21 protein-coding genes and 1 pseudogene are annotated in these 21638 nt (G+C 65.0%); 9 read left to right on the top strand and 13 right to left on the bottom strand.

Translation table 11 applies throughout. The features are described from left to right. Positions 1-165: 165 nt before the first annotated feature. Positions 166-1425, top strand: a complete 1260-nt coding sequence (locus GOSPT_RS05150) for an MFS transporter (protein ID WP_083837455.1) — start codon at positions 166-168, stop codon at positions 1423-1425. Positions 1426-1465: 40 nt separating this feature from the next. On the opposite strand, the gene malQ is transcribed toward GOSPT_RS05150, so the two are convergent. After that, positions 1466-3631, bottom strand: coding sequence for a 4-alpha-glucanotransferase (malQ, locus tag GOSPT_RS05155; RefSeq protein WP_005203715.1), 2166 nt, complete (start codon positions 3629-3631; stop codon positions 1466-1468). 114 nt (positions 3632-3745) lie between these two features. Here malQ and GOSPT_RS05160 point away from each other — a divergent pair, with 114 nt between their 5' ends. Then, complete coding sequence (locus GOSPT_RS05160) at positions 3746-4363, top strand: cysteine hydrolase family protein (protein ID WP_005203718.1); 618 nt, start codon at positions 3746-3748, stop codon at positions 4361-4363. A gap of 86 nt (positions 4364-4449) precedes the next feature. Here the strand turns inward: GOSPT_RS05160 and GOSPT_RS05165 are convergent, their stop codons facing one another. The 4 genes from GOSPT_RS05165 to GOSPT_RS05180 form a co-directional block, all read right to left on the bottom strand. Next, positions 4450-5832 (bottom strand): MFS transporter, encoded by a 1383-nt coding sequence (locus GOSPT_RS05165; RefSeq protein WP_005203721.1) that lies wholly within the window; start codon positions 5830-5832, stop codon positions 4450-4452. A gap of 85 nt (positions 5833-5917) precedes the next feature. Next, positions 5918-6943, bottom strand: coding sequence for an esterase/lipase family protein (locus tag GOSPT_RS05170; RefSeq protein WP_245548693.1), 1026 nt, complete (start codon positions 6941-6943; stop codon positions 5918-5920). 179 nt (positions 6944-7122) lie between these two features. Then, positions 7123-8490, bottom strand: a complete 1368-nt coding sequence (locus GOSPT_RS05175) for an FAD-binding oxidoreductase (RefSeq protein WP_039854787.1) — start codon at positions 8488-8490, stop codon at positions 7123-7125. A gap of 31 nt (positions 8491-8521) precedes the next feature. Continuing rightward, positions 8522-9178 carry an SDR family oxidoreductase gene (locus GOSPT_RS05180; protein ID WP_005203727.1) on the bottom strand — a complete coding sequence of 219 codons (657 nt, stop codon included), beginning with the start codon at positions 9176-9178 and terminating at the stop codon, positions 8522-8524. A 254-nt stretch (positions 9179-9432) separates the two neighbouring features. On the opposite strand from GOSPT_RS05180, the gene GOSPT_RS05185 reads away from it, so the two are divergent. Further along, complete coding sequence (locus tag GOSPT_RS05185) at positions 9433-9909, top strand: MarR family winged helix-turn-helix transcriptional regulator (RefSeq protein ID WP_005203729.1); 477 nt, start codon at positions 9433-9435, stop codon at positions 9907-9909. Between the two features lie 97 nt (positions 9910-10006). After that, positions 10007-11842: an MFS transporter gene (locus GOSPT_RS05190; RefSeq protein WP_005203731.1), complete on the top strand. Its 1836-nt coding sequence runs from the start codon at positions 10007-10009 to the stop codon at positions 11840-11842. Between the two features lie 265 nt (positions 11843-12107). On the opposite strand, the gene GOSPT_RS05195 is transcribed toward GOSPT_RS05190, so the two are convergent. The 5 genes from GOSPT_RS05195 to GOSPT_RS05215 all read right to left on the bottom strand — a co-directional run bounded on the left by GOSPT_RS05195 (position 12108) and on the right by GOSPT_RS05215 (position 14720). After that, positions 12108-12398, bottom strand: a complete 291-nt coding sequence (locus GOSPT_RS05195; protein WP_005203734.1) for a hypothetical protein — start codon at positions 12396-12398, stop codon at positions 12108-12110. Between the two features lie 59 nt (positions 12399-12457). After that, complete coding sequence (locus tag GOSPT_RS05200; RefSeq protein ID WP_039854790.1) at positions 12458-13381, bottom strand: LpqN/LpqT family lipoprotein; 924 nt, start codon at positions 13379-13381, stop codon at positions 12458-12460. A gap of 132 nt (positions 13382-13513) precedes the next feature. Then, entirely contained in the window at positions 13514-13756 is a 243-nt protein-coding gene (locus GOSPT_RS05205; protein WP_039854792.1) for a hypothetical protein, read from the bottom strand. A gap of 62 nt (positions 13757-13818) precedes the next feature. Further along, complete coding sequence (locus tag GOSPT_RS05210; RefSeq protein WP_005203740.1) at positions 13819-14277, bottom strand: hypothetical protein; 459 nt, start codon at positions 14275-14277, stop codon at positions 13819-13821. A gap of 113 nt (positions 14278-14390) precedes the next feature. Further along, positions 14391-14720, bottom strand: a complete 330-nt coding sequence (locus tag GOSPT_RS05215) for a hypothetical protein (protein ID WP_005203742.1) — start codon at positions 14718-14720, stop codon at positions 14391-14393. Between the two features lie 130 nt (positions 14721-14850). Between GOSPT_RS05215 and GOSPT_RS05220 the strand changes: the two genes are divergently transcribed. Next, positions 14851-15324 carry an NUDIX hydrolase gene (locus GOSPT_RS05220; protein ID WP_005203743.1) on the top strand — a complete coding sequence of 158 codons (474 nt, stop codon included), beginning with the start codon at positions 14851-14853 and terminating at the stop codon, positions 15322-15324. Position 15325: 1 nt separating this feature from the next. On the opposite strand, the gene GOSPT_RS05225 is transcribed toward GOSPT_RS05220, so the two are convergent. Both GOSPT_RS05225 and GOSPT_RS05230 read right to left on the bottom strand, forming a co-directional pair. After that, a complete protein-coding gene (locus GOSPT_RS05225) occupies positions 15326-15844 on the bottom strand; it encodes an SRPBCC family protein (RefSeq protein ID WP_005203746.1) in 519 nt (172 codons plus the stop codon). Beyond that, positions 15841-16251, bottom strand: a complete 411-nt coding sequence (locus GOSPT_RS05230; RefSeq protein WP_005203748.1) for an ArsR/SmtB family transcription factor — start codon at positions 16249-16251, stop codon at positions 15841-15843. The genes GOSPT_RS05225 and GOSPT_RS05230 overlap by 4 nt, the downstream gene beginning before the upstream one ends. 136 nt (positions 16252-16387) lie before the next feature. On the opposite strand from GOSPT_RS05230, the gene GOSPT_RS05235 reads away from it, so the two are divergent. From GOSPT_RS05235 to GOSPT_RS05250, 4 genes are all read left to right on the top strand, one after another. Continuing rightward, positions 16388-17422, top strand: a complete 1035-nt coding sequence (locus tag GOSPT_RS05235; RefSeq protein WP_005203750.1) for an NADP-dependent oxidoreductase — start codon at positions 16388-16390, stop codon at positions 17420-17422. Positions 17423-17550: 128 nt separating this feature from the next. Then, on the top strand, positions 17551-18381 hold the full coding sequence (locus tag GOSPT_RS05240; RefSeq protein WP_005203752.1) for an aldo/keto reductase: 831 nt from the start codon (positions 17551-17553) through the stop codon (positions 18379-18381). A 258-nt stretch (positions 18382-18639) separates the two neighbouring features. Further along, positions 18640-19830, top strand: coding sequence for an aminotransferase class I/II-fold pyridoxal phosphate-dependent enzyme (locus GOSPT_RS05245; protein ID WP_005203753.1), 1191 nt, complete (start codon positions 18640-18642; stop codon positions 19828-19830). After that, positions 19827-21050, top strand: a complete 1224-nt coding sequence (locus GOSPT_RS05250; RefSeq protein WP_005203755.1) for a serine hydrolase domain-containing protein — start codon at positions 19827-19829, stop codon at positions 21048-21050. Before GOSPT_RS05245 ends, GOSPT_RS05250 begins: the two co-directional genes overlap by 4 nt. 145 nt (positions 21051-21195) lie before the next feature. Here the strand turns inward: GOSPT_RS05250 and GOSPT_RS05255 are convergent. Continuing rightward, a pseudogene (locus GOSPT_RS05255) lies at positions 21196-21638 on the bottom strand (hypothetical protein); the annotation flags it as partial.

Genomic DNA, 21638 nt, shown 5'->3' on the forward strand with positions numbered 1-21638 from the left:
TGGGTGCTGCAGCACCCACATCCTTACGTACGTCACACATTCACCAGACACGCATTCACCATTTCCCCAGCTCACCGGTCCGGGGCCTCGTCGCGCGCACCAGGTCCGTCGCGCACCCACATGCCGCTGCGGAATACCCTGGGGCACTTCGACGCTAGGCCTCCTATGACGAAGACGCCCGGCCCCACACACTCTGAAGGATCAGCTCCCGCACGGTCTGATTCCCTCGAAACACACTCCGGTGGGGCACGGTCGTTCGTCGCGGCCATCGCAGCGTTCGCGGTCGTGATGCTCGGCACCACGTTGCCGACTCCGCTGTACTCGATCTACGCGAAGGACCTCGGATTCGGCGTCACCACGACGACGATCATCTTCGCCGTGTACGCGGCTGGGGTGATCGTTGCCCTGATCTGCTTCGGACGCTGGTCGGACATCCTCGGCAGGCGTCCCCTGCTGATCGCCGGCGCGATCCTCTCGGCGATCAGCGCCGTCGTCTTCCTGACCGCGGGCCCGGTGTGGCAGCTGATGATCGGACGTGTGCTCTCCGGCCTGTCGGCGGGTATCTACGCAGGTGCGGCGACCGCAGCGGTCATCGAACTCGCGCCTCCGAGCTGGCGTCACCGTGCGCCCGCACTCGCGACCGCGGCCAACATCGGCGGACTCGGCCTCGGTCCGCTGATCGCCGGACTGCTCGCGCAGTTCGCCCCGGCGCCGCTGCGCACCGCGTTCATCGTCGACCTCGTGCTGCTGGCGATCGTGTTCGTCGGCATCTGGTTCATGACCGAGCCCGTGACGCGCAAGGCAGGGACCCGACTGTCGGTTCAGAAGCTGTCGGTGCCGCCGGAGACACGCGCGGTCTTCACGCGTGCCGCGATCGCAGCCTTCGCGGGATTCGCGGTGATGGGCACATTCACCGGCGTCACCCCGTCGTTCGTCTCGCACGTGCTCGGCATCCACTCGCCCGCACTCGCAGGCGGTCTGGTGTTCCTCCTGTTCGGCGCGTCCGCCGCAGCGCAGATCGCAGGTCGCACCATCCCCACCGAACGCGCACTGATCGCAGGCTGTGCGCTCCTGGTCGTCGGCATGGCCGTTCTGGTGGGCGGACTACTCGCCGCCTCGTTCACACTGCTCGTCATCGGAGCATTGATTGCCGGTGCGGGACAAGGCCTTTCGTTCAGCAAGGGACTCGCGTCGGTCGTCGCCGCAAGTCCCGCTGATCGTCGTGCCGAGGTGATGTCGACGTTCTTCGTCGTCGCCTACGTCGCCATCTCGATCCCCATCGTCGGCGAGGGTATCGCGGCATCGCACTGGGGCCTCAAGACGTCTGGGGTCGTGTTCAATGTGGCCGTCGGTGTGCTCGCGCTCATCGCGCTGGTGTTGACCGCCGTCGCCGTGCGACGCGAGAACACCCGCGCTTTCGCATGATTGCGCCTCTGCCCGACCGATGCCGTCAGACGTCGGCCGGTCAGTCCTCGGGCAGCGAGCCTCGATGCGTGCCGACGCCCTCTCCCACCAGGGCCGCGACGAGGTCGGCGAACCGACGACTGCTGGCGAGATCCTCGACCAGCACGACGGTCCCGTCCTCGTCGGCGAGGGGGATGCACCAGTTGGGGTATTGCTCGCTGTCGGTGCCCGGTTGGTTCTGAATCCGACGCTCCCCGACTGCGTCGACGAGCGCCACTCCGAGCAGCACGGACGGGCTTGCCGCGATGAGCCGATACAGCGCTTCCACGGTCTCCGCGCTCGTCAGCGCGGTGTCCGGATCGAGCAGCCCGCGTGCACGAGCGAGGTCGAGGATGGCGTCGCGGTCGCGCGCGTCACGGGCGCGTTCCTCCGACTCCGACGTCTCGAGCAATCCGAGCTCCGCGCGTAGATCGATGTGCTCGCCTGCGAGGTAGCCCAGCGTCGGCGGCAGGTCATGCGTGGTCACCGAGGTGAGGCAGAGTTCGCGGTACTCCTCCGGTGGGATGGGTGCGTATGGGCCGTGCTCGAACCACAGGATCGACGTCCCGAGGATTCCGCGTTGCGCCAGCGCGGTCTGCACCGTCGGCTCGAAGACTCCGAGATCCTCACCGATCACCACCGCACCGGCCCGCTGCGCCTCGAGTGCGAGGATGCCGAGCAGTGCGTCGTGGTCGTAGCGGACATACGTGCCGCCGGCGGGCCCCATACCGTCGGGAATCCACCACAGTCGGAAGAGCCCGAGAATGTGGTCGACGCGGAGGCCACCGGCGTGCCGCAGAACTGTCCGCAACATGTCGCGATACGGCTCATAGCCTGCCGCCGCGAGTCGGCCGGGATGCCAGGGCGGCTGATTCCAGCCCTGTCCCTGCTGATTGAACCCGTCGGGCGGAGCGCCGACGGTCGCGCCGGACGCCAGCACATCACCGAGCATCCAGGCATCGGCCCCGTGTCGATCGACTCCGACGGCCAGGTCGGTGATGATCCCGATACTCATACCCGACGACGTCGCCGCGTGCTGGGCCGCAGCCAACTGCTCGTCGCAGATCCATTGCAACCACATGTAGAAGTCGATGCGATCGCTGTACCGACGGCGAATTCGCTTGAGGTATCGCGGATCAGACGCCTTGTCCGGCCAGGTGGTCTCATCACTCCCGAACCGTTCCACGAGAACACACCACGTAGCGAAACCCTTGAGCCCCTTGCCCTCTCGCTTTCGGAACCGCAGAAAAGCGTGATCGCGACGCTTACTTCGCGGAACGTCGTGGACGAGTTCGAGCACGTCGAGCTTTGCCCGGTATGACTTGTTGCGCTTGATTCTCGACGGATCGAGGTCGTCGGTGAAGAACGCTTTCTGCAGTCCCTTGATCCACTTGCGTTGCGCCTTCGGCAGATCGTCGGTCTCGGGGATCTCCTCGATCCTGATGTAGAGCGGATTGACGAAACGACGCGTCGCAGGCAGGTAGGGCGATGCCTCGACGGGTGGGCGCGGTGCGGCAGCATGCATCGGATTGACCTGCACGAAGTCGGCGCCGTAGACACTGCCTGCGACCTCGCACACCTGGGCGAGATCGGCAAAGTCGCCGACCCCCCACGACGACGCCGAACGCACCGAGTACAGCTGCAGTGCCAACCCCCACCGCTGCGCGCCGAGCAGGTCGTCTGCGGTCGAGAGCCGACGTGGCGTGACGATCAAGGGTGCGGTCGTTTCGACGTCGCGTGCCGGATTGGCCGCGACGATCTCGTGATAGCCCTGCGGCAGATCCGACGGCAACGCGAACGTCGCCCGCCCGGTGAGCACACCGTCGACGTCCCGCGGTTGAATCCACACGTCGAGCTGTGTCGGGGTGAGCGTGTCCCCCGATTCCGTTCGGATGCAGACCGCCACCGGATCGCCGTGCGGAACGTGCACAGCGAATGTCGTGTCATCCCCCTCGGTGACAACGGTGACCGGGGGCAGGAACGACCGCCATGGAGCGACGTCGAGTTCTGCCAGGGACTGCTCGATTTCGGTGTCGGTGCCTGCCGCGACGTCGAGCGATGCGAGCACCGCAACCAGCGTGTCCCGCGATACCTCGTGATACTCCTGATCCCAACCGGTGTAGCCGATGCTCACTCCGCAGCGCTGTGCGAGCTCGGCCAGCCGGTCACTCACCTGATCGGTCGTCACGTCTGCATCGTCTCACCGATTCGGCGAGGACGCGCGCTCACCGACAACCTTGCGCGATGACCCAGCACGCAGTTGAATTCTTGTGACCCCGATCACTGCACACTGGGAGTACTCATGGCCGACGACACGCTCACCCTCGACCCCGCAACCACCGCACTGGTGCTCATCGAGTACCAGAACGAGTTCACCAGCGACGGAGGCGTTCTGCACGACGCCGTCGCCGAGGTCATGGACTCGACGGGGATGCTGTCCAACACCGTCACACTCGTCGACAAGGCCCGTGCCGCAGGCGTGACGATCATGCACGCACCCATCACCTTCGCGCCGGGCTACGGCGAACTGACACGGCACCCGTACGGAATCCTCAAGGGCGTCGTCGACGGCAACGCCTTCGTGAAGGGCACGTGGGGTGCCGCGATCGTCGACGATCTCACCCCGACAGAAGGTGACATCCTCATCGAGGGCAAGCGCGGCCTCGACACCTTCGCGAGCACCAACATCGATTTCATCCTGCGCAGCAAGGGAATCGAGACGATCATCCTCGCCGGATTCCTCACCAACTGCTGCGTCGAGTCGACGATGCGATCGGGCTACGAGAACGGCTACCGCGTCATCACGCTGACCGACTGCACCGCCGCGACGTCGCCGGCCGAACACGAGAACGCCATCTCGTTCGACTATCCGATGTTCTCGCTGCCCGTCGAATCCTCGGAGGTTCTCGCGGCGCTGTGATCAGTCGCGGCACCGCCGCTGTGATCAGTCGCGGCACCGCCGCGGTGATCAGTCGCGGCACCGCCGCAGCTATCAGAAGAAGGCGATCAGAAGAACTGATCGCTGCGGCGGATCAGCGAGGTGGCGACGACGCTGATCAGTCCGGTCAGCACCAGGTAGCCCGCGGCCAGCCACGGCGTGCCACCCGCCGCGCCGAGCAGCGCGGTCAGGATGAGCGGCGTGAGACCCGACGCGTAGATGCCGGAGAACTGATACACCACCGACAGCCCGGTGTAGCGGACCGGCGTCGGATACAGGCTCGCGAACAGCGTGCCCTGCGCGCCATAGAACAGGGCGTGCACGACGCCGAACACCGCCACGAGTCCCACGGTGAACCAGATGAGGTCGGCGGTGCCGAAGAGCGCGAACACCGGGTACACCGCGAGCGAGTAGGCGATCATGCCCGCCAGGTACACGCGCTTGGGACCGAACCGGTCGGTCAGTACACCCGATACCGGTAGCAGCACGGCCATCACCAGAGAGGCGATTGTCACCGAGATCAGCACCGAGACCTTGGGCAGATCGAGTTGTGTTGTCGCATAGGCGATCGCGAACACACCCCAGGTGTTGAATGCCGACCCCTCACCCCAGCGAGCGAGCAGCCCGAGCACGGTGTTGCGCGTATACGGTCGGCGCACCACCTCCTTGAGTGGCGCGGACGACTTCTGGGAGAGTTCGTCGACCTCCCGGAAGGCGGGCGTCTCGTCGACCTTCAGGCGCACCACGAACCCGATGACCACCAACACGATGCTGCCGAGGAAGGCGATGCGCCATCCATAGGCGAGGAACGCGTCGTCGTCGAAAACCACCTGCAACAGCGCGAACATCGCCGTGCCCAGTGCGAGGCCGAGCGCCAGACCGATCTGCGGAATCGAACCGAAGAAGCCTCGACGCCCCCGCGGACTGTGCTCGACGGCGAGCAGCACCGCACCCGCCCACTCCCCGCCGAGCGCGAACCCCTGTACGACGCGGAGCACCAGGAGCAGGATCGGCGCGACGATCCCGACCTGCGCGGCCGTGGGCAGCACGCCCATCAGTGCGGTCGCGAGGCCCATCATCACCATCGTCAACGCCAGCGTCTTCTTCCGGCCGATCCGGTCACCGATGTGACCGAACACGACGCCGCCGATCGGACGCACCACGAACCCCACGGCGAAGGTCGCGAACGTGAGCAGAGTGCCGACGAATCCGCTCTGGTGCGGGAAGAACACCGTGTTGAAGACCAGACTCGCCGCGGTCGCGTACAGAAAGAAGTCGTACCACTCGACGGTCGTCCCGAGCAGACTCGCCACCGCGACAGTGCGCAGCCGCCGACGCCGCTCGCCATCGGTCTCGTCTGTCCGCGGCTCTGCGCTCGCAGCGTTCGGCGTGCTCGCGGCGTTCGCCGATCCGGCGAGCGGATCAGATGAGGTCGTGGGAGTCGCAGTCACGGTTGTTCGACGCTACGCACCACCACGCCGATGAGCCCAGACCAAGAATCACGATGATCTCAACTGGGCATGATCCCCCCGGCCGTCACCGTGCGACGCACACCACGGGGACATCGGCGCCGAGGCCGCGCAGCGTCAGCGACTGTGCTCGCGGCGAGTAGGTGAAGTCGGTGTGCTCGGTATGGTCGCCTGCGCAGCCGTTCTGGATCACGGTGTTCTCGACGCGGGCACCGGGACCAGCCGTCAGAAATGTCGCCGTGTACGGCGTGGAGACCTCGTCGTAGATCGTGGTGAGCACCGTGTAGCCGATTCCCGGCAGAGTGTCACCGCCGCGGTTGAGTCGAGTGATGAACGCCGACCCCACCTGCTGATCCGCACCGGCGGGGCCCGACGCTGCGCCGACCTCGGAGCTTACGTCGATGCCCACTGCCTGTAGATCGTTCTCGAGACCGACCAATCCGTTCATCGTCGTACCATGATTCGTCGCGACCATCGTCACCACGTGAGACACCTTGTTGCGCTGAGGATTCGACACATCCGCACCACCGTGGAACTTCAGGTAGCCGCGCGCGATGACACCGCCCTGAGAGTGTCCGACGAGATCGACCTGGCGCGCACCGGTCGCCCGCAGCACCCGATCAACGAACGCACCAAGCTGTGCCGACGACTCGTCGACGTGGCCCGCGCCGTACTCGCCGCCGTGCTGCCGTGCGGGTATTCCGCCACCATCGCTTGCCGACAGGATTCCGAGGTTCGGTGCGAAGACGCAGAATCCGTGCCTCGCAAGCACCGGCGCAAAACCTGCCCAGGTCTGATACGCCGATTCCCAGGTCCCATGCACCAGAACGACGGGACGCGGATGGGCAGCAGATGGTCGACAGGCCCAGTTGTTCGCGCCCGGTGGATTCGCTTCGGGATTCGAGAATCGTGCCGCCGCACGGAAGTTGGACTGTACGGGACCGCTATCCACGGGGTCTGCACCGACGCTTGTCGCCGCATCCGCCGTCGGCGCGAGAAGCGCTGCGGCCAGGAGCGCCGCAGACACTGCCGTGACGACCGTCGACCCGATGCGACGTGAACGAATCAGACGACTACGAAGTCTGTTGCGCACTGCTTCTCCCGTGAATTGACTCAATTTGATCTGAAATTCGAGATTGAGCATAAGGGTCAAGGGTGGGCGCAGGACCGGTCATGTGGTCGGTCAGAAGTTGGATAACCGAGTGTGTCGACGCTCGCATCGCGGGTTCGAGGTGGTCGGCGCTAATGCGGGCGTTCCGCGCGTTGCGGTCGCTACCCGAAGAGAACTCCCGGGTTGAGAAGCCCCGACGGATCGAGCGCAGCCTTGATCGCCCTCATCGTGTCGAGGTCGACTGCCGATCGGCCGAGTCCGGTCCAGGCGACTTTCGCGCGGCCGATTCCGTGTTCCGCGCTGATGCTGCCGCCGTGGGCGGAGACAATTCGAAACACCTTGTCACTCAACGACTCCACCGATTCCTCAGCGACGTCGAGCAGGTTCACGTGGATGTTCCCGTCGCCCACGTGCCCGAAAAGTATTGGCCAACAATCGTCATCAGCGATGGCGGCGAGCTCATCGAAGGCCACCGGCAATTCCCGCAGCGGAACCGAGACGTCGAGCTTGACCACCGGCGTCGTCGTCGACCGCGCAATGGATTCGGTATGACTCTCACGCACGAGCCACAGATCGCGCGCAGGCCCCGGTTCCACGACCGCGTCGACGACGCCCGCCGGATCGTCGAGCACCTGCAGCACAACGTCTTCCGCGTCGTGCGGACCCGAGACCTCCAGGAGGACATAGAACTGCGCAGGGTTCGACACGGGCCGTCGGACTCCGTGCTCGTGCACCAGGTCGACACCCGCCTGGGTCATGATTTCCGCGGCCTCTGTGGTCAGGCCGGCATCGGAGACGGCGTCGATCAGCGCGAGTGCAACCGATACGTCGTCGATGGCGGCGACGAATACGACGGTCGCTCCGGTCGTCGGAACCAGGCGGACGAGCACGCGCGTGATGACGGCCAGGGTTCCCTCGCTCCCCGCGAGCAGGCCCGGAATGTCGTATCCCACATTGTCTTTCACGAGACTGCGCCAGCGGCGCAGGATCTGTCCATCTGCGCGCACGGCCTCGATCCCGAGTAGCTGACTGCGGGTGTTGCCATGCCGGATCATTCGGGTGCCGCCCGCATTGGTCGCCACCATTCCGCCGAGCGTTGCCGACTCGCGCGACGCGAGGTCGACGCCGAACCGGAGACCCACACTCGACGCCCGCGCATCGAGTGCCGCAAGCGTCACCCCTGCCTGCACGCCGACGCTGCGACCGACCGTGTCGATCTCGTCGATGTCGGTCATACGTGCGGTCGACAGCACTATCGCCGGAGTCGACGTGTCGGCGGGAGGGATCGACCCGCCGACAAGCCCGGTATTGCCGCCCTGTGGACAGATCGCGATACCTTCGTCGGCGCACAGCCCGACGACCGCGGCCACCTCCTCGGTGGTGCGGGGTCTGACAACCGCGACGGCGCTGCCGGTCCAGCGACCGGTCCAGTCGGTGAGGTAACCGGCCATCGCATCGGCGTCGGTGAGGACGTGCGACGACCCGACGATGTCGCCGAGTCTGCCGAGGGCGTTGAGTCTGCCACTCACTGGGTCACCGAGGCCGGGGGTCACCACTCGATTATGCGGGCTTGATGGCCTCCGCGATCGGCGTGGAGCCGTCGTTGAACTCGATGAACGTGCCGATGGTCGACGGCTCGACGATCACGGCCGCCGCGACCTGCGCGACGTTGTCGCGGCTGGTGTGCCCCTTCGTCCAGTCTCCCTTGTGCGTGACGTCGATGCGGCCGGTGCCCGGGTCGTCCGTGAGTCCACTCGGTCCGAGAATCGTCCACTCCAGGTCGGTCTTCTTCAGATACTCGTCGGCCTCGGCCTTCGATTCCGCGTACGCGTAGAACGAATCACCTTCCGGCACACCGTGATCGGGTCCGGCGCCGAAGTACGAAACCATGATGTATCGGTCGACGCCTGCCGCTTTCGCCGCATCCATCGACCGGATGGCCGCATCGCGGTCGACGGCGTAGGTGCGTTCTGGACTTCCACCACCAGCACCTGCCGACCACACCACGACGTCCTGTCCCGCCAGGACCGAGGCGAGGCCGGCTGTGTCGAGCTTCTCCACATCTGCGAGCAGCGGCTCCGCGCCGGTCGCCGAGACGTCGTCGGACTGGGCGTCGTTACGAATGACGGAGGTGACCTTGTCTCCCCTGTCGCTCAAGATCTTGGCCAGTCGCAGTGCGATCTTGCCGTGTCCGCCGATGATGATCACCTGGGTCATGAGAGTCCTCGATTCGTCGGTGAATGGGTCGCCACATCCAACGTACCGACGCTGACGGCTCATCCCTCCCGAAGAACAGACGCCCTCGGGCGAACACCCTTCGCCGAGTTTACGATTCGATTACTTAGCAACAAGCAACTATATTGATGGTGTCTGGGTCCCTTGACCGACTTCTCGTCATCAGGGCATTCGTAGCCCGGAAAACAACACAGTTATCGACAAGTTCGACCAATCGAGCACGACCAATAGAGAAGGTGATCACCCTGTCCGACTCCACTTCGCTCGTCTCCACGTCGCTCGACGGGACAGGCACCAACGACGTCGCGGTGCTGCACCATCATCTGGTTCGCGTCACCCGCGCACTTCGCACCAGTGGAACCGGCAACCTCAGCGTCGGAACAGCATCGGCGCTGTGGACGATCAACGCGCACGGCCCGCTGCGCATGTCGGCACTTGCCGAGCGCGAGTCGGTGGCGTTGCCGACGATCTCACGCCTCGTCGCGAGCCTCGAGCAACTCGGGTACGTGACCAGGACACCCGATCCCGAGGACGGTCGCGCGCGCCTCCTGGTGGCAACCCCCGAAGGGGCGGATGTGATCACGCACGCACGTACCAAAAAAGCCCAGTTACTCGGAGCCGCGATGGAGCGGCTCGATTCACAGCAGCGAGAGCGCGTCCATGCGGCCATCGAAGACCTCGCCGACGCGCTGGCAGAGGAGATCTCGACCTGACGGGATCACCTGCTCCGCGGAGTGCCCCCACCATCTCCACCACCAGACACCTCCACTGACGACTTTCTTTATTCACTGACTTTGCAAAAGGATTCACATGACCACTGCGGTTAACGGCGCCGGGTCCACCCAACCGGCACAGGCTCCCGCTCACGATCCCCACTACAAGTGGATCGCGCTGTCGAACACGACGCTCGGCATGCTCATCGCGACGATCAACTCGTCGATCGTGCTCATCGCACTCCCTGACATCTTCAAGGGCATCAACCTCAATCCGCTTCTCCCCGAGAACACCAGCTACCTGCTGTGGATGATGATGGGATTCCTCGTCGTCACCGCAGTGCTGGTGGTGAGCTTCGGCCGGCTCGGCGACATGTTCGGCCGTGCGCGGATGTACAACATGGGCTTCGCCATCTTCACCGTCTCGTCGATCCTGTTGGCGATCACCTGGTTCGACGGCAGCGAGGCAGCTATCTGGCTGATCTTCTGGCGCATCATCCAGGGCGTCGGAGGAGCATTCCTGATGGCCAACTCGTCGGCCATCCTCACCGACGCCTTCCCGCCGAACCAGCGTGGTCTGGCAATGGGCATCAACGGTGTCGCCGCTATCGCCGGCTCGTTCCTCGGCCTGCTCGTCGGTGGTCTGCTCGCGCCGATCCAGTGGCATTACATCTTCCTGGTCTCAGTGCCCTTCGGCGTCGTCGGAACCATCTGGGCGTACCTGAAGCTGCGCGACACGGGTGTCCGCAAGCACTCGAAGATGGACTGGTGGGGCAACGTGACCTTCGCCGTCGGTCTGGTCGCGATCCTCATCGCCATCACCTACGGCATCCAGCCCTACAACGGCTCGAACATGGGATGGGGCAACCCCTGGGTGCTCACCGGACTCATCGGCGGCGCGCTCGTCCTGGCGATCTTCGTGCTGATCGAGACCAAGGTCGCGAGCCCGCTCTTTGAACACTCGCTGTTCAAGAACCGCTCCTTCGCGTTCGGCAACCTCGCCAATCTGATGGCGTCGATTGGTCGTGGTGGTCTGCAGTTCCTGCTCATCATCTGGCTGCAGGGAATCTGGCTACCGCAGCACGGCTACGACTACAGCCGCACCCCGCTGTGGGCGGGTATCTACATGGTTCCGATGACCATCGGCTTCCTCCTCAGCGCACCGGTTTCGGGCGCGCTCAGCGACAAGCTGGGTACCAAGTGGTTCACCACGCTCGGAATGCTCATCACCGCAGGCACCTTCGCGGCACTGATCGCGATCCCGGTCGACTTCGACTACTGGGTGTTCGCGTTGATTCTGCTGATCAACGGCGTCGGCATGGGCTTGTTCGCCTCGCCGAACCGAGCGGAGGTCATGAACAGTCTTCCGATCACGTCTCGTGGTTCCGGCGCGGGCATGATGACGACGTTCCAGAATGCCGCGATGGTGTTGTCGATCGGCCTGTTCTTCTCGCTGATGATCGCGGGTCTGAGCCAGCACCTGCCGACGGCCATGTACAGCGGACTCACGTCCAACGGCATGCCTTCGGAGGCTGCCAACGGGATCGCGCACCTGCCGACGGTCGGCATCCTGTTCGCGGCATTCCTCGGCTACAACCCGATCAAGGAGGTGGGCGGAAAGGCATTGGAGGGCTTGCCGCAGGCCAGCGCCGATCACCTCACCGGGCTCAACTTCTTCCCGCACCTGATCAGCGATCCGTTCTCCGACGGCCTCACCGCCGCGTTCACCTTCGCCATGATCTGCTGCGTGATCGGCGCGATCGCATCGCTGTTCACCGGCAGCAAGAAGATGAAGGTCGAGACGGTCGACGGTGCCGCCGCAGAGTCGCATCTGCCTGCCGAATCACTCGGTGAAGAACTCGCCGCCGTCGCCGCCGACGCGAGCGAGATGCCCGGCGAGCTGGTGACTCCCGACTCGTCGCGCCGTTCCTGACGGCGCCGCCGCTGGTCCGCTGGTCGAGCTTGTCGAGACCACCGCTGGTCGAGCCACATCCGGAGGGATCGAGCTCACGCCCGCTGGTCGAGCCCGATCCGCTGGTCGAGCTTGTCGAGACCACGCCCCTGGCTCGGTAGATGTGTGTCGTTTGTGAGGATGTGGGTGCTGCAGCACCCACATCTTTACGTTCGACACACATTTAGGCCGGAGTGGGGGCCGCTCCTCGAGCTTCCCCCGCTGGTCCAGCTTGTCGAGACCACCCTCAGTCGTGGAACTCGTTCTTCGGGAGCCGTTCTCGGGCGTCGGCCGACCAGCGGGCGGCGCGGACACGCAGGTTCCAGCGAGCAGGAGGCACGGTGAACTCCATCCACCGACCGTCACCGAGCCAGAGTGACCAGAGATCCTCGTCGGGAAAATCGCCCATCCGCACGTAGACCCGTTCACCCGCAGCTGTCGCGGTCAGCCACCCCTGGTCGGTCGGATCGTCGACGAACTCGGCTTCCGCAGCGAGTACCGACTCCAAGTCGACGACGCGATCGGCACGACTCACCATTGCTCTCCCCCTCGTTGGTCCACCCCGGGCGTCACCTCGAAACCTCAACTACCCCAAGCTCAGTCGTCGAGCCCCACGCTGCTGACCGCGGCCACGACCTCACGACACAGCTCGCGCCCTTCGCGCAGCGGCACAATGCCGGTCGTGTGGACCAGGTACGCGACGTTCCCGCGCGCAAAGACCTCGTATCGCAGTGCGCAGAACCTGCGCTCGCCGAGATCGAGGTACGTCCCCGTCTGCAGCGACGCACCCTCCGTCCGGAATCCCCGAGCAGTGGTGACGACGTCGTCTTCGTCCCAGCCCGGCAGGGCGCGGGCCTCGACGGGCGCATGGTCGAGAAGTGCACCGAGGTCGGTGTGATGGTCGACGATGAACCGGGTGAGCACGATCGCGATGGTGCCTTCACAACCGTTTCCCGCGACGAATAGGCGCAGACATCCCGGCGACTGTGCGGCCTGCCAGGCGTCGTCGAGGTCGATGGTGATCTCGCCGGGCACCGACATCGGATCGGTGACCCGATGCGCGGAGACCGCCATGCGGGTGAGTCGGTCGAGAATCGGCACCGGGGCATCCACCGCCCGCGCAGCTTCGCTTGATCGTCGACGCCGTGCCGCGCCGGCGCTGCGCGGACTGTGCGCGCTGTGTCCACCCAGGCGGGTCGACGTGGCTCCGGGCCGATCACGACGATTCATCCGGGTGAAGAACTCGCCCGTTCGCGTATCGATTTCGCCTGTGACGGCACCGAAATCGGACTGGTCGGCAAAGCCGGCAGCAATCCCAGTCGAGTCGGCGATCCCCGCCGAGTCGTCTGGGCACTCGGCGGGGTCCGCGGACCCGGTCGTTTCGGAGTCCTGTGCGGCCCCTGGTGGGTGGATCGGTTCGGCGAGCGTGGTCGACTCGCTCATCACGGCTGGGTCGGGCGCATCCGGGCCGGTCTGCACGAGGAGCCGGGTCACCGGTACGGCATCGCTGTCAACGGACACCGGACAATGGTACGCACGTAACAAACCTGGTGACCATCTCGCGCCGGAGTTGGACGTCCCACACCTCACCGAATCCGCTGAACTGAATCATGCTGTCGCGCTAGCGAATTCGCTGGTGATCGTTTGCCGTCCTCAGAAGCCCGATGAACCACCACTCGACCTCGAGGACCGCGACGACCGGAAGAGCATGTAGCCGCCGTAGATCGCGAGGGCGATGAGCCCGACCCAGAAGAGTCCCTTGAGTACCGGGCCGATGATCGCGAGCGCAATCAGCGCCACGACAACGATCCCCAGGATCTTCCAGAAGCCCATTCCCGAGCCGTTGTTGTTATTGCTGTTCGACGATGTGCTGGTGCTGTCATATGAAGTGGTCATGACTCCACGATGCGCGAGATCTGCAGGGAAATCACCTGTTCGGAACCGATCTGGGGGAAAGATCAGGGGCATCCCCGAGCCGGCTGCGGCGCGGTGTAACTCCACCCGAGGGATGCCGGATTGCCCCACGCACACCGGTCCCGGAACCAGCCGATGCAGATGTCGGCGATGAGTTCTGCAGAGGCGCTCACGAGATAACCGTGGGTGCAGTCGTCGAAGCGGTCGTCGAGGCGCCACCGATTGCGCACCGATCGCGGTACCGAATAGCCGGAAAGTCGAGGACGCTCCATCAGGGCAGTCGACAATCTCACCAGGTAGACATCGCCGTGCAGGACGTGCAACTGGGCGCACTCGACGTCGGCGTCAGGGGCAACTGTGGTGTCGAGTCCCGCGGGTCCGAGATCGAGTACAGCCGCGTTCGGCATCGCGCCCAGCTCCCGGATCAGCCACGTCCGCATCTCCGCCCAACCGGGCGATGCGGACGGCCCGCGCGACACATTGTGCGTAGTAGGGGTGTTCATTTTGCCATGCCTCATCTCGGCGATCGGATGCGCTCTTACACGCGCACACCACAGTGAAGCACCCACCACCGACAGATTCGTCGAACACATACTCGACAAGGTCCGTGTCGCAGCTACTTCTTCTCCGGTTCATCGCGGCCGAGTGCAGCGTCGGTCTGTGCGTCCGCATACCCGGGCTTGGTGATCCAGTTGGCCTCCAGGCCGTCGGCGCGCTTCTGCGCCTCGTACTCCTCGGCGATGTTCTCGTGGTCGACAGTGATCAGCGGAGACCCGCCGAACTCCCGATACAGCGCAAAGACGACGAGCACCAGCCCGAGCACCGCGCACACCCACGTGCTACCCGGAACACTCGACCAACCGCGATCGACAACGTCGACAATCGCCCACACAACCCCGACCAGTCCGACGCAGACCAGCACCACGAAGACACCTTTACCGCGCATCGATTACACCTTTCGCCTGCATGTTCCCGCCGCACGCTCGACCCGGATGGCTCGTAGCCGATCCTGCCACTCCACCGCACGACCCGAGGACCTACGACACAAAACGAACCGACCACGGCAAGATGGCCTCATGCCGATTCCCGGATTCATCACCGAACTGCGCTCCCACGTAGGGCATATGCCGCTATGGCTCTCCGGTGTGAGCGGAGTGGTCCGTGACGACCGCGGACACATCCTGCTCACGCAGCGCGCCGACACGGCCGAATGGGCAGTCGTCTCCGGCGTGCTCGAACCGGGAGAACAGCCGGCACGAGCGATCATCCGGGAGATCGCCGAGGAGACCGCCGTCGACGCGGAGGTGGTTCGATTGACCAGCGTCGACGTCACTCCGATGGTCACCTATCCCAACGGCGATCAGACGCAATACCTCGACGTGTGTTTCCTGGTCCGCCACGTCGCAGGTACGCCACGCGCAGCCGACGACGAGAACACCGATGTCGCGTGGTTCGCACCAGATGCGTTGCCCTCGAGCCTTTCCGAGACGTCGAAGCTGCGCATCGAGAAGGCACTGGCCGACACCTCGGAGGCGTGGTTTCAGCGCTGAGTCAATCAGCGTCGGTCATCTGCTCGGCGATACGCCGGTAGTGCTCGGCTTGCGCCGGATAGTAGTCGTCGAAATCGATGTCCTCGACGCCGGCTCCGACCACGACCGCGACCAGCCGATCAAGGTAGTACTCCCAGCCGGGACCAACGGTCTCGACGCTGCCCGTGTCGTCGAAGATCTGCCGCATAACCAGCGTGGTGAGTCCGTCGACCTCGCTCAATTCGACGCGCAGATCCCATACGAGCCCTTCATCTTCCGACACCACCTGCAGAATCCGGGGCGGTGTGCACTCGACGATGTTCCATGGAGTCGACGCCACGTCGTCGCCTTCGGCGGTCATCACGAGTTCGACCCGACCGGATTCAGGGTCGCCGGTATAGGTGCCGAACCATCGCCCCAACCTGTCGGATTCGGTGACCGCAGCCCACACGTCCTCTATCGACGCACGGAACTCGCGTTCGAACTCGATAACGTTGCGCTCACTCAGTTTTCGGTATCGTCCCGTCGGTTCGGGGATCATCCCGCCTCCTCTTTCCCATGGGATCGCCGCAGTGACCGCTCGCCTTTCGCGCAGTCTTTGCGGGTTCTGTACACCTCGGTGGCGAGCGCATCGAGGGCATGCTGACTGATCGGTGGCAACACCTCGCTCTGTGGCCGATCGAGCGATGTCAGGGAGGCGACGTACTTCGTCACCTCGTCGAGCGCCGCCGGACGCAATCGATGCAGCCGCTCGCGTCCCCTGTCCTCGACGCAGACAAGTCCCGCGTCGTCGAGCACCCGCAGGTGCCTACTCACGGCGGGTCGCGAAATCGTCGCCTCGGTAGACAATTCACGCGTGAGGTCGATCACGCGCATCGGCGCCGTCGCGATGTGGTCGAGAATGCGTCGTCGGACCGGGTCTGCCAATGCGTCGAAGATGTCCTGCACACAGCAAATGGTAACTAATCAGTTACCAATTTAAGAAGACTTTCTCTCATCCGCTGCTGTCCGAGTACAGCGATCGACACCGGACGGTGACCTTCGGATCGGAATAGCGCGACGGTGCCTACGCCTTGAAACAGTTATGGCCGATTCAACGAACTCAGACTCCTCGACTACTGACTCAGCGAAGACACCGACCAACGAGAACACTCTCGACATCGAGTCGGCCGCCGTCACCGCGCGGCAGGCTGTGGCCAACGAATACGGCGAACCTTCGACGGTCGTCGAGATCGTGAAAGCCGAATTGCCACTCCCCGACCCAGGACAAGTCGTCATCGATGTCACGGCGATCGGCGTCAATCCCGCCGACGCCAAGACCGTGCGCGGAGTGATGGGCACCGACGAATCGAAACTTCCCATTCCTATCGGCAACGAACTCGCAGGCGTCGTCCGTGCCGTCGGCGATCCACTCGACGGCCAGACACCTGGCTTCGCGGTCGGCGACGAGGTCATCGCCTACCCGATCTCAGGCGCCTACGCCGACCACGTCGTCGTCGATGAGAAGTCGGTTCACCGCAAACCGGCGGGACTCGATGACGAACATGCGGCGAGTCTCCTGCTGGCAGGTGTCACCGCGGCCGACGCGATCGCCACCGCCGGCGTGCACGCCGACGACACCGTGCTCATCCACGGCGGCGCCGGAGCCGTCGGCGTGGTCGCGGTGCAGTTGGCACGCAAGATCGGAGCTACCGTCATCGCCACCGCCGCGCCCGCCAATCACGACCATCTGCGCGAACTCGGGGCCATCCCTGTCGCATACGGCGACGGCCTTCTCGAGCGTGTACAAGCTGCTGCGGAAAACCCGGTCACGGCGGCGATCGACACGGTGGGCACCGACGAGGCAATCGACGTGTCCCTCGCGCTCGTCGACGACCGCGACCGCATCGTCAGCATCGCGGCGTTCGGACGTGGCGACGACGGCATCGTGCTGATCAACGGTTCCACTTCGCAGAGCAAAGAGAACCGCAGCAACGCAATCGACGACCTCATCACCGACGCGGCATCGGGCGCTCTGGTGACAGATGTCGCCCGGACGTATCCGTTGGACCAGGCCGCCAAGGCACTCGACGACATCTTGTCGTCGCATCCGCGCGGCAAGTTCGTATTGCTGCCCTGACGCCTTTAGAGCGAATTATCTCGCCAGATAGGCCTCGGCCACGGCGCCGCGCATGCAGACCGAGCGTGCACGGAGTCCCCCGGCAATCGCGATGTATCTGCTAGTTCCATAGACGCGAAAGGTGTTCCATGACAGTCCCAATCATCACCCTCAACAACGGCGTCGAGATCCCGCAGCTCGGTTTCGGCGTGTTCCAGATCGAGCCGGAGAAGACGGTCGACGCCGTGCGGACCGCGCTCGACGTCGGCTACCGCCACATCGACACCGCCGAGATGTACGGCAACGAAAAGCAGGTCGGTGAGGGCGTCAACGGGTCCGACATCCCGCGCGACCAGGTGTTCATCACCAGCAAGCTCAACAACGGATTCCACGCGTACGACGACGCGCTCAAGGCCACCGACCAGACGCTCGCCGACCTCGGCGTCGACGCCGTCGACCTGTTCTTGATCCACTGGCCGCTGCCGGAGGTCGGGGATTTCGTCGAGACGTGGAAGGCGCTGGAGAAGATCTACGCCGACGGCAAGGCGCGAGCTATCGGAGTGTCGAATTTCCAGAAGCACCACCTCGAGCGGCTGTTCGCCGAGACCGAGATCGTGCCCGCGGTCAACCAGATCGAGGTGCACCCCTATCTGACGCAGGACGATCTGCGGGCATTCAACGCCGACCACGGCATCGCGACCGAGGCATGGTCGCCGATCGCGCAGGGCGACGTCCTCGACGACCCGGTTCTGCAGAAGATCGCCGAGGAGAAGGGTAAGTCGACTGCCCAGGTCACCCTGCGGTGGCACATCCAGCGTGGCGACATCATCTTCCCCAAGTCGGTCACCCGCTCGCGCGTCGAGGAGAACTTCGACATCTTCGACTTCGAGCTGTCCGGCGACGACGTCGCAGCCATCGACGGCCTCAACAAGAACAAGCGCCGCGGCCCCGACCCGGACACCTTCAACTACGTCCCCTGACCCGCGGCGCGCACACCCATTTCGCTCCCGCTCGGCAACCAGCCGAGCGGGAGCGGCCCTGTTCCGCTGATCGAGCCACCCTCCCGCCGATCGAGCTAGCTCCACTCGCTGATCGAGCTTGTCGAGATCACCGCCCTTCCGCCGATCGAGCCAGCTCCACTCGCTGATCGAGCGGGCGCGAGCGCAGCGAGCACCCGAGTCGAGATCACTCCCCCACCCCGAAACATCCCCGGAGCGCCGTCGCGCACAATGAGATGAATGAAGATCTCGCAGCGCGCCCAGGAGGTCGCACCGTTCTACGCGATGGACTTCGCGAGCAGAGCGGCCGCCGTCGAAGCGCAGGGCAGCCCGGTGATTCGGCTGAGCATCGGCGAACCCGATTTCGGTGCTCCGCCTGCGTTTCTCGCGGCAGCCCGAGAAGTCTCCGACGGCCGCCCGCTGACGTACACGGGAGCACTTGGCCTTCCCGAACTACGTGAGGCCATCGCCGACTTCTATCGCCACCACTTCCGCGCCGACGGCGTCACGGCGGAGCAGGTCGCAGTCACCTCGGGAGCGTCGGCGGCGCTGCTTCTCGCATGCGCCGCGCTGATCGATCCGGACGACGGTGTGCTGCTCGGCGATCCGTCGTATCCCTGCAATCGACAGTTCGCGCAGGCATTCGGCGCGCGGGTCAGCTTGGTGCCGACCGGCGTCTCCGAGCGCTTCCAGCTCACCCCGGACGCCGTCGACGCCGCGTGGTCGGAGAGCACACGCGGTGTGATCGTCGCATCGCCGTCGAACCCGACCGGCACGTCGCTCCCCTACGACGACCTCGTCGAGCTGTGCCACCGCGTTGCCGCGCGCGGCGGGTGGAGCATCGTCGACGAGATCTACCTCGGACTCTCCGACCCCGGCCCCGACGGACGGCCGCCTCGCAGCGTCCTCGCCGACCCCACCGTCGGCCCCGATGTTGTTGTGGTGAACAGCTTTTCGAAGTACTTCGGCATGACTGGCTGGCGGCTCGGCTGGTGCATCCTGCCACCCGATATGGTCGACGTCGTCGAGCGTCTCGCGCAGAACTTCTACGTGTGCCCACCCACGCCGGCACAGTACGCTGCGCTGAGCTGCTTCACTCCGGAATCCCTTGCGGTATGCGAAGATCGACGCCGCGAGTTCGTCTCGCGCCGACAACTCGTACTGGACGCACTCACTGCGATGGGCTTGCGTGTGCCGGTCATCCCCGACGGCGCGTTCTACGTGTACATCGACGTCTCCGACACCGGACTGGGCTCGTGGGAATTCTGCGAGCGCGCACTCACCGAAGCGCACGTAGCACTCACTCCCGGAAAGGATTTCGGCGTCGCAACGGCCGATGATCACGTCCGACTGTCATACGCGGCATCGACGGCCGATCTCACCGAAGGACTCCGACGTCTCGCATCGTTCGTCGAAGGTCTGGCGTCATGAACCTCGACGGCACTGCCCCCGACGACGCAGACCTCGACACCGCCGCACTCGACCACATAGTCGACGCCGCGCCCGCGGATGGCGCGCTACCCGGCGTCGTCGCAGGTGTGACCACCGCCGACGACACGATCTACCTCAAAGCTGCAGGTCCACGGACCGCGGGCACCGACGAGGCGCTGGCCGCGGATGCCGTTCTCGCACTGTTCTCGATGACCAAACCGCTGACCGCAACGTTGGCACTGCAACTCGTCGACGACGCCCTCCTCGACCTCGACGCCCTCCTCGACCTCGACGCCCCCGCGTCCGAGTACGCCCCCGACCTCTCCGGGATCGGCGTCCTCACCGGGTTCGATGGAGACACACCGGTGATACGCGCGCCACGGACTCCTGTGACCACCCGCCAATTACTCACTCACACAGCAGGATTCGCCTACGACTTCTTCGACGCCGACTGCGCGCGAGCGGTCGCGGACCTCGGCCTGCCCGACGTCGCGACCGCGACCAAGGCATCGCTGCAAGCACCACTGATGTTCGATCCCGGAACCCGATGGGAGTACGGGACGAACCTCGACTGGGCGGGCAGGGTCATAGAGGGCGCGACCGGACGCCGACTCGGCGACGTCATGACCGAACGGCTACTCACACCACTAGGTATGCGCGACACCACTTTTCGACGCGGACCACAGATGCTCGAGCGGAGCGCGACCCTGCACGTGCGCATCGGCGACGGTCACCTCAAGGCATTGCGGCCACCGACCTCGCCCGACGACCCCGAACTCGATATGGGCGGCCAGGGCCTCTACTCCACAGCCGATGACTTCCTCACATTCATCCGCTTCTGGTTGCGCGGCGGCCGATCCGACTCGGGGCAACAGCTCCTCCGCCGGGAAACGGTCGACGCCGCGACACGCAACCACCTCGGGGCGCTCGGGATCACGCCGCTCCCCGGCGTCAACCCACGCAAGACCAACGACGTCGACTTCTTTCCCGGCGTCGACAAGGGGTGGAATCTCATCGCGATGACAAACAATTCCCAGGCACCGACCGGACGCAGCGCGGGCTCGATGGGCTGGGCCGGGCTGGCCAACCTCTACTTCTGGGTCGATGCCCAAAGAGGCATCGGCGGACTCTGGGCCACCCAGCTCCTACCATTCTTCGACCCTGCCGCCGTCGCCGCGTCGCAACAGTTCGAGAAGGCGGTCTACGACTCCCTGCGCTGAGCGCGCCTGGCGACGCCGCGGTCCGGCGCCGGCGCCGAACGTCACGCTGCACGGGCCACCGGGGCCGGTGCGCGGCGTCGTAAATGTGTGTCGTCTTGAAGGATGTGTGTGCTGCAGCGCCCACATCCTTCGATACGACACACATTCATGCGCTGGCAGGTTCGACGATCAGCGCCAACGTCACCAGCCAGCGTCGAATCAGCGCTGTCACTCTCCCTGCGCGAAGGTCGTCCCAGGTCCAGCGCACGACCATGATGCCCATCGCGCGGAGTTCGTCTTCCCGACGCTTCTCGCGCACCACGACCTCAGTGGCGTCTTCCCCTGGTTTGAGTAGCTTCGCGTACTTCACCTTGCCGTCGAACTCTCCGACGAGCCTCCCGCCCCAATCGAAATCGGTACGCGCCACGTGCTCGCCGTCGACGTCGCGGAACGTGTGCTGCAGGCGCGGCGCGGGCAGACCCGCCTCGATCATCTGCGCCCGACTCCACGACTCGCCCGGATTCTCCGACCGCCCATCGGCGTGATGCAGCGCTCGGCGCGCAAGACCCACACCACGACGCTTGCCGGCGAGCATTTTGGTCATGAGGG

It is taken from the genome of Gordonia sputi NBRC 100414 (assembly GCF_000248055.1).
Classification (GTDB): Bacteria; Actinomycetota; Actinomycetes; order Mycobacteriales; family Mycobacteriaceae; genus Gordonia; species Gordonia sputi.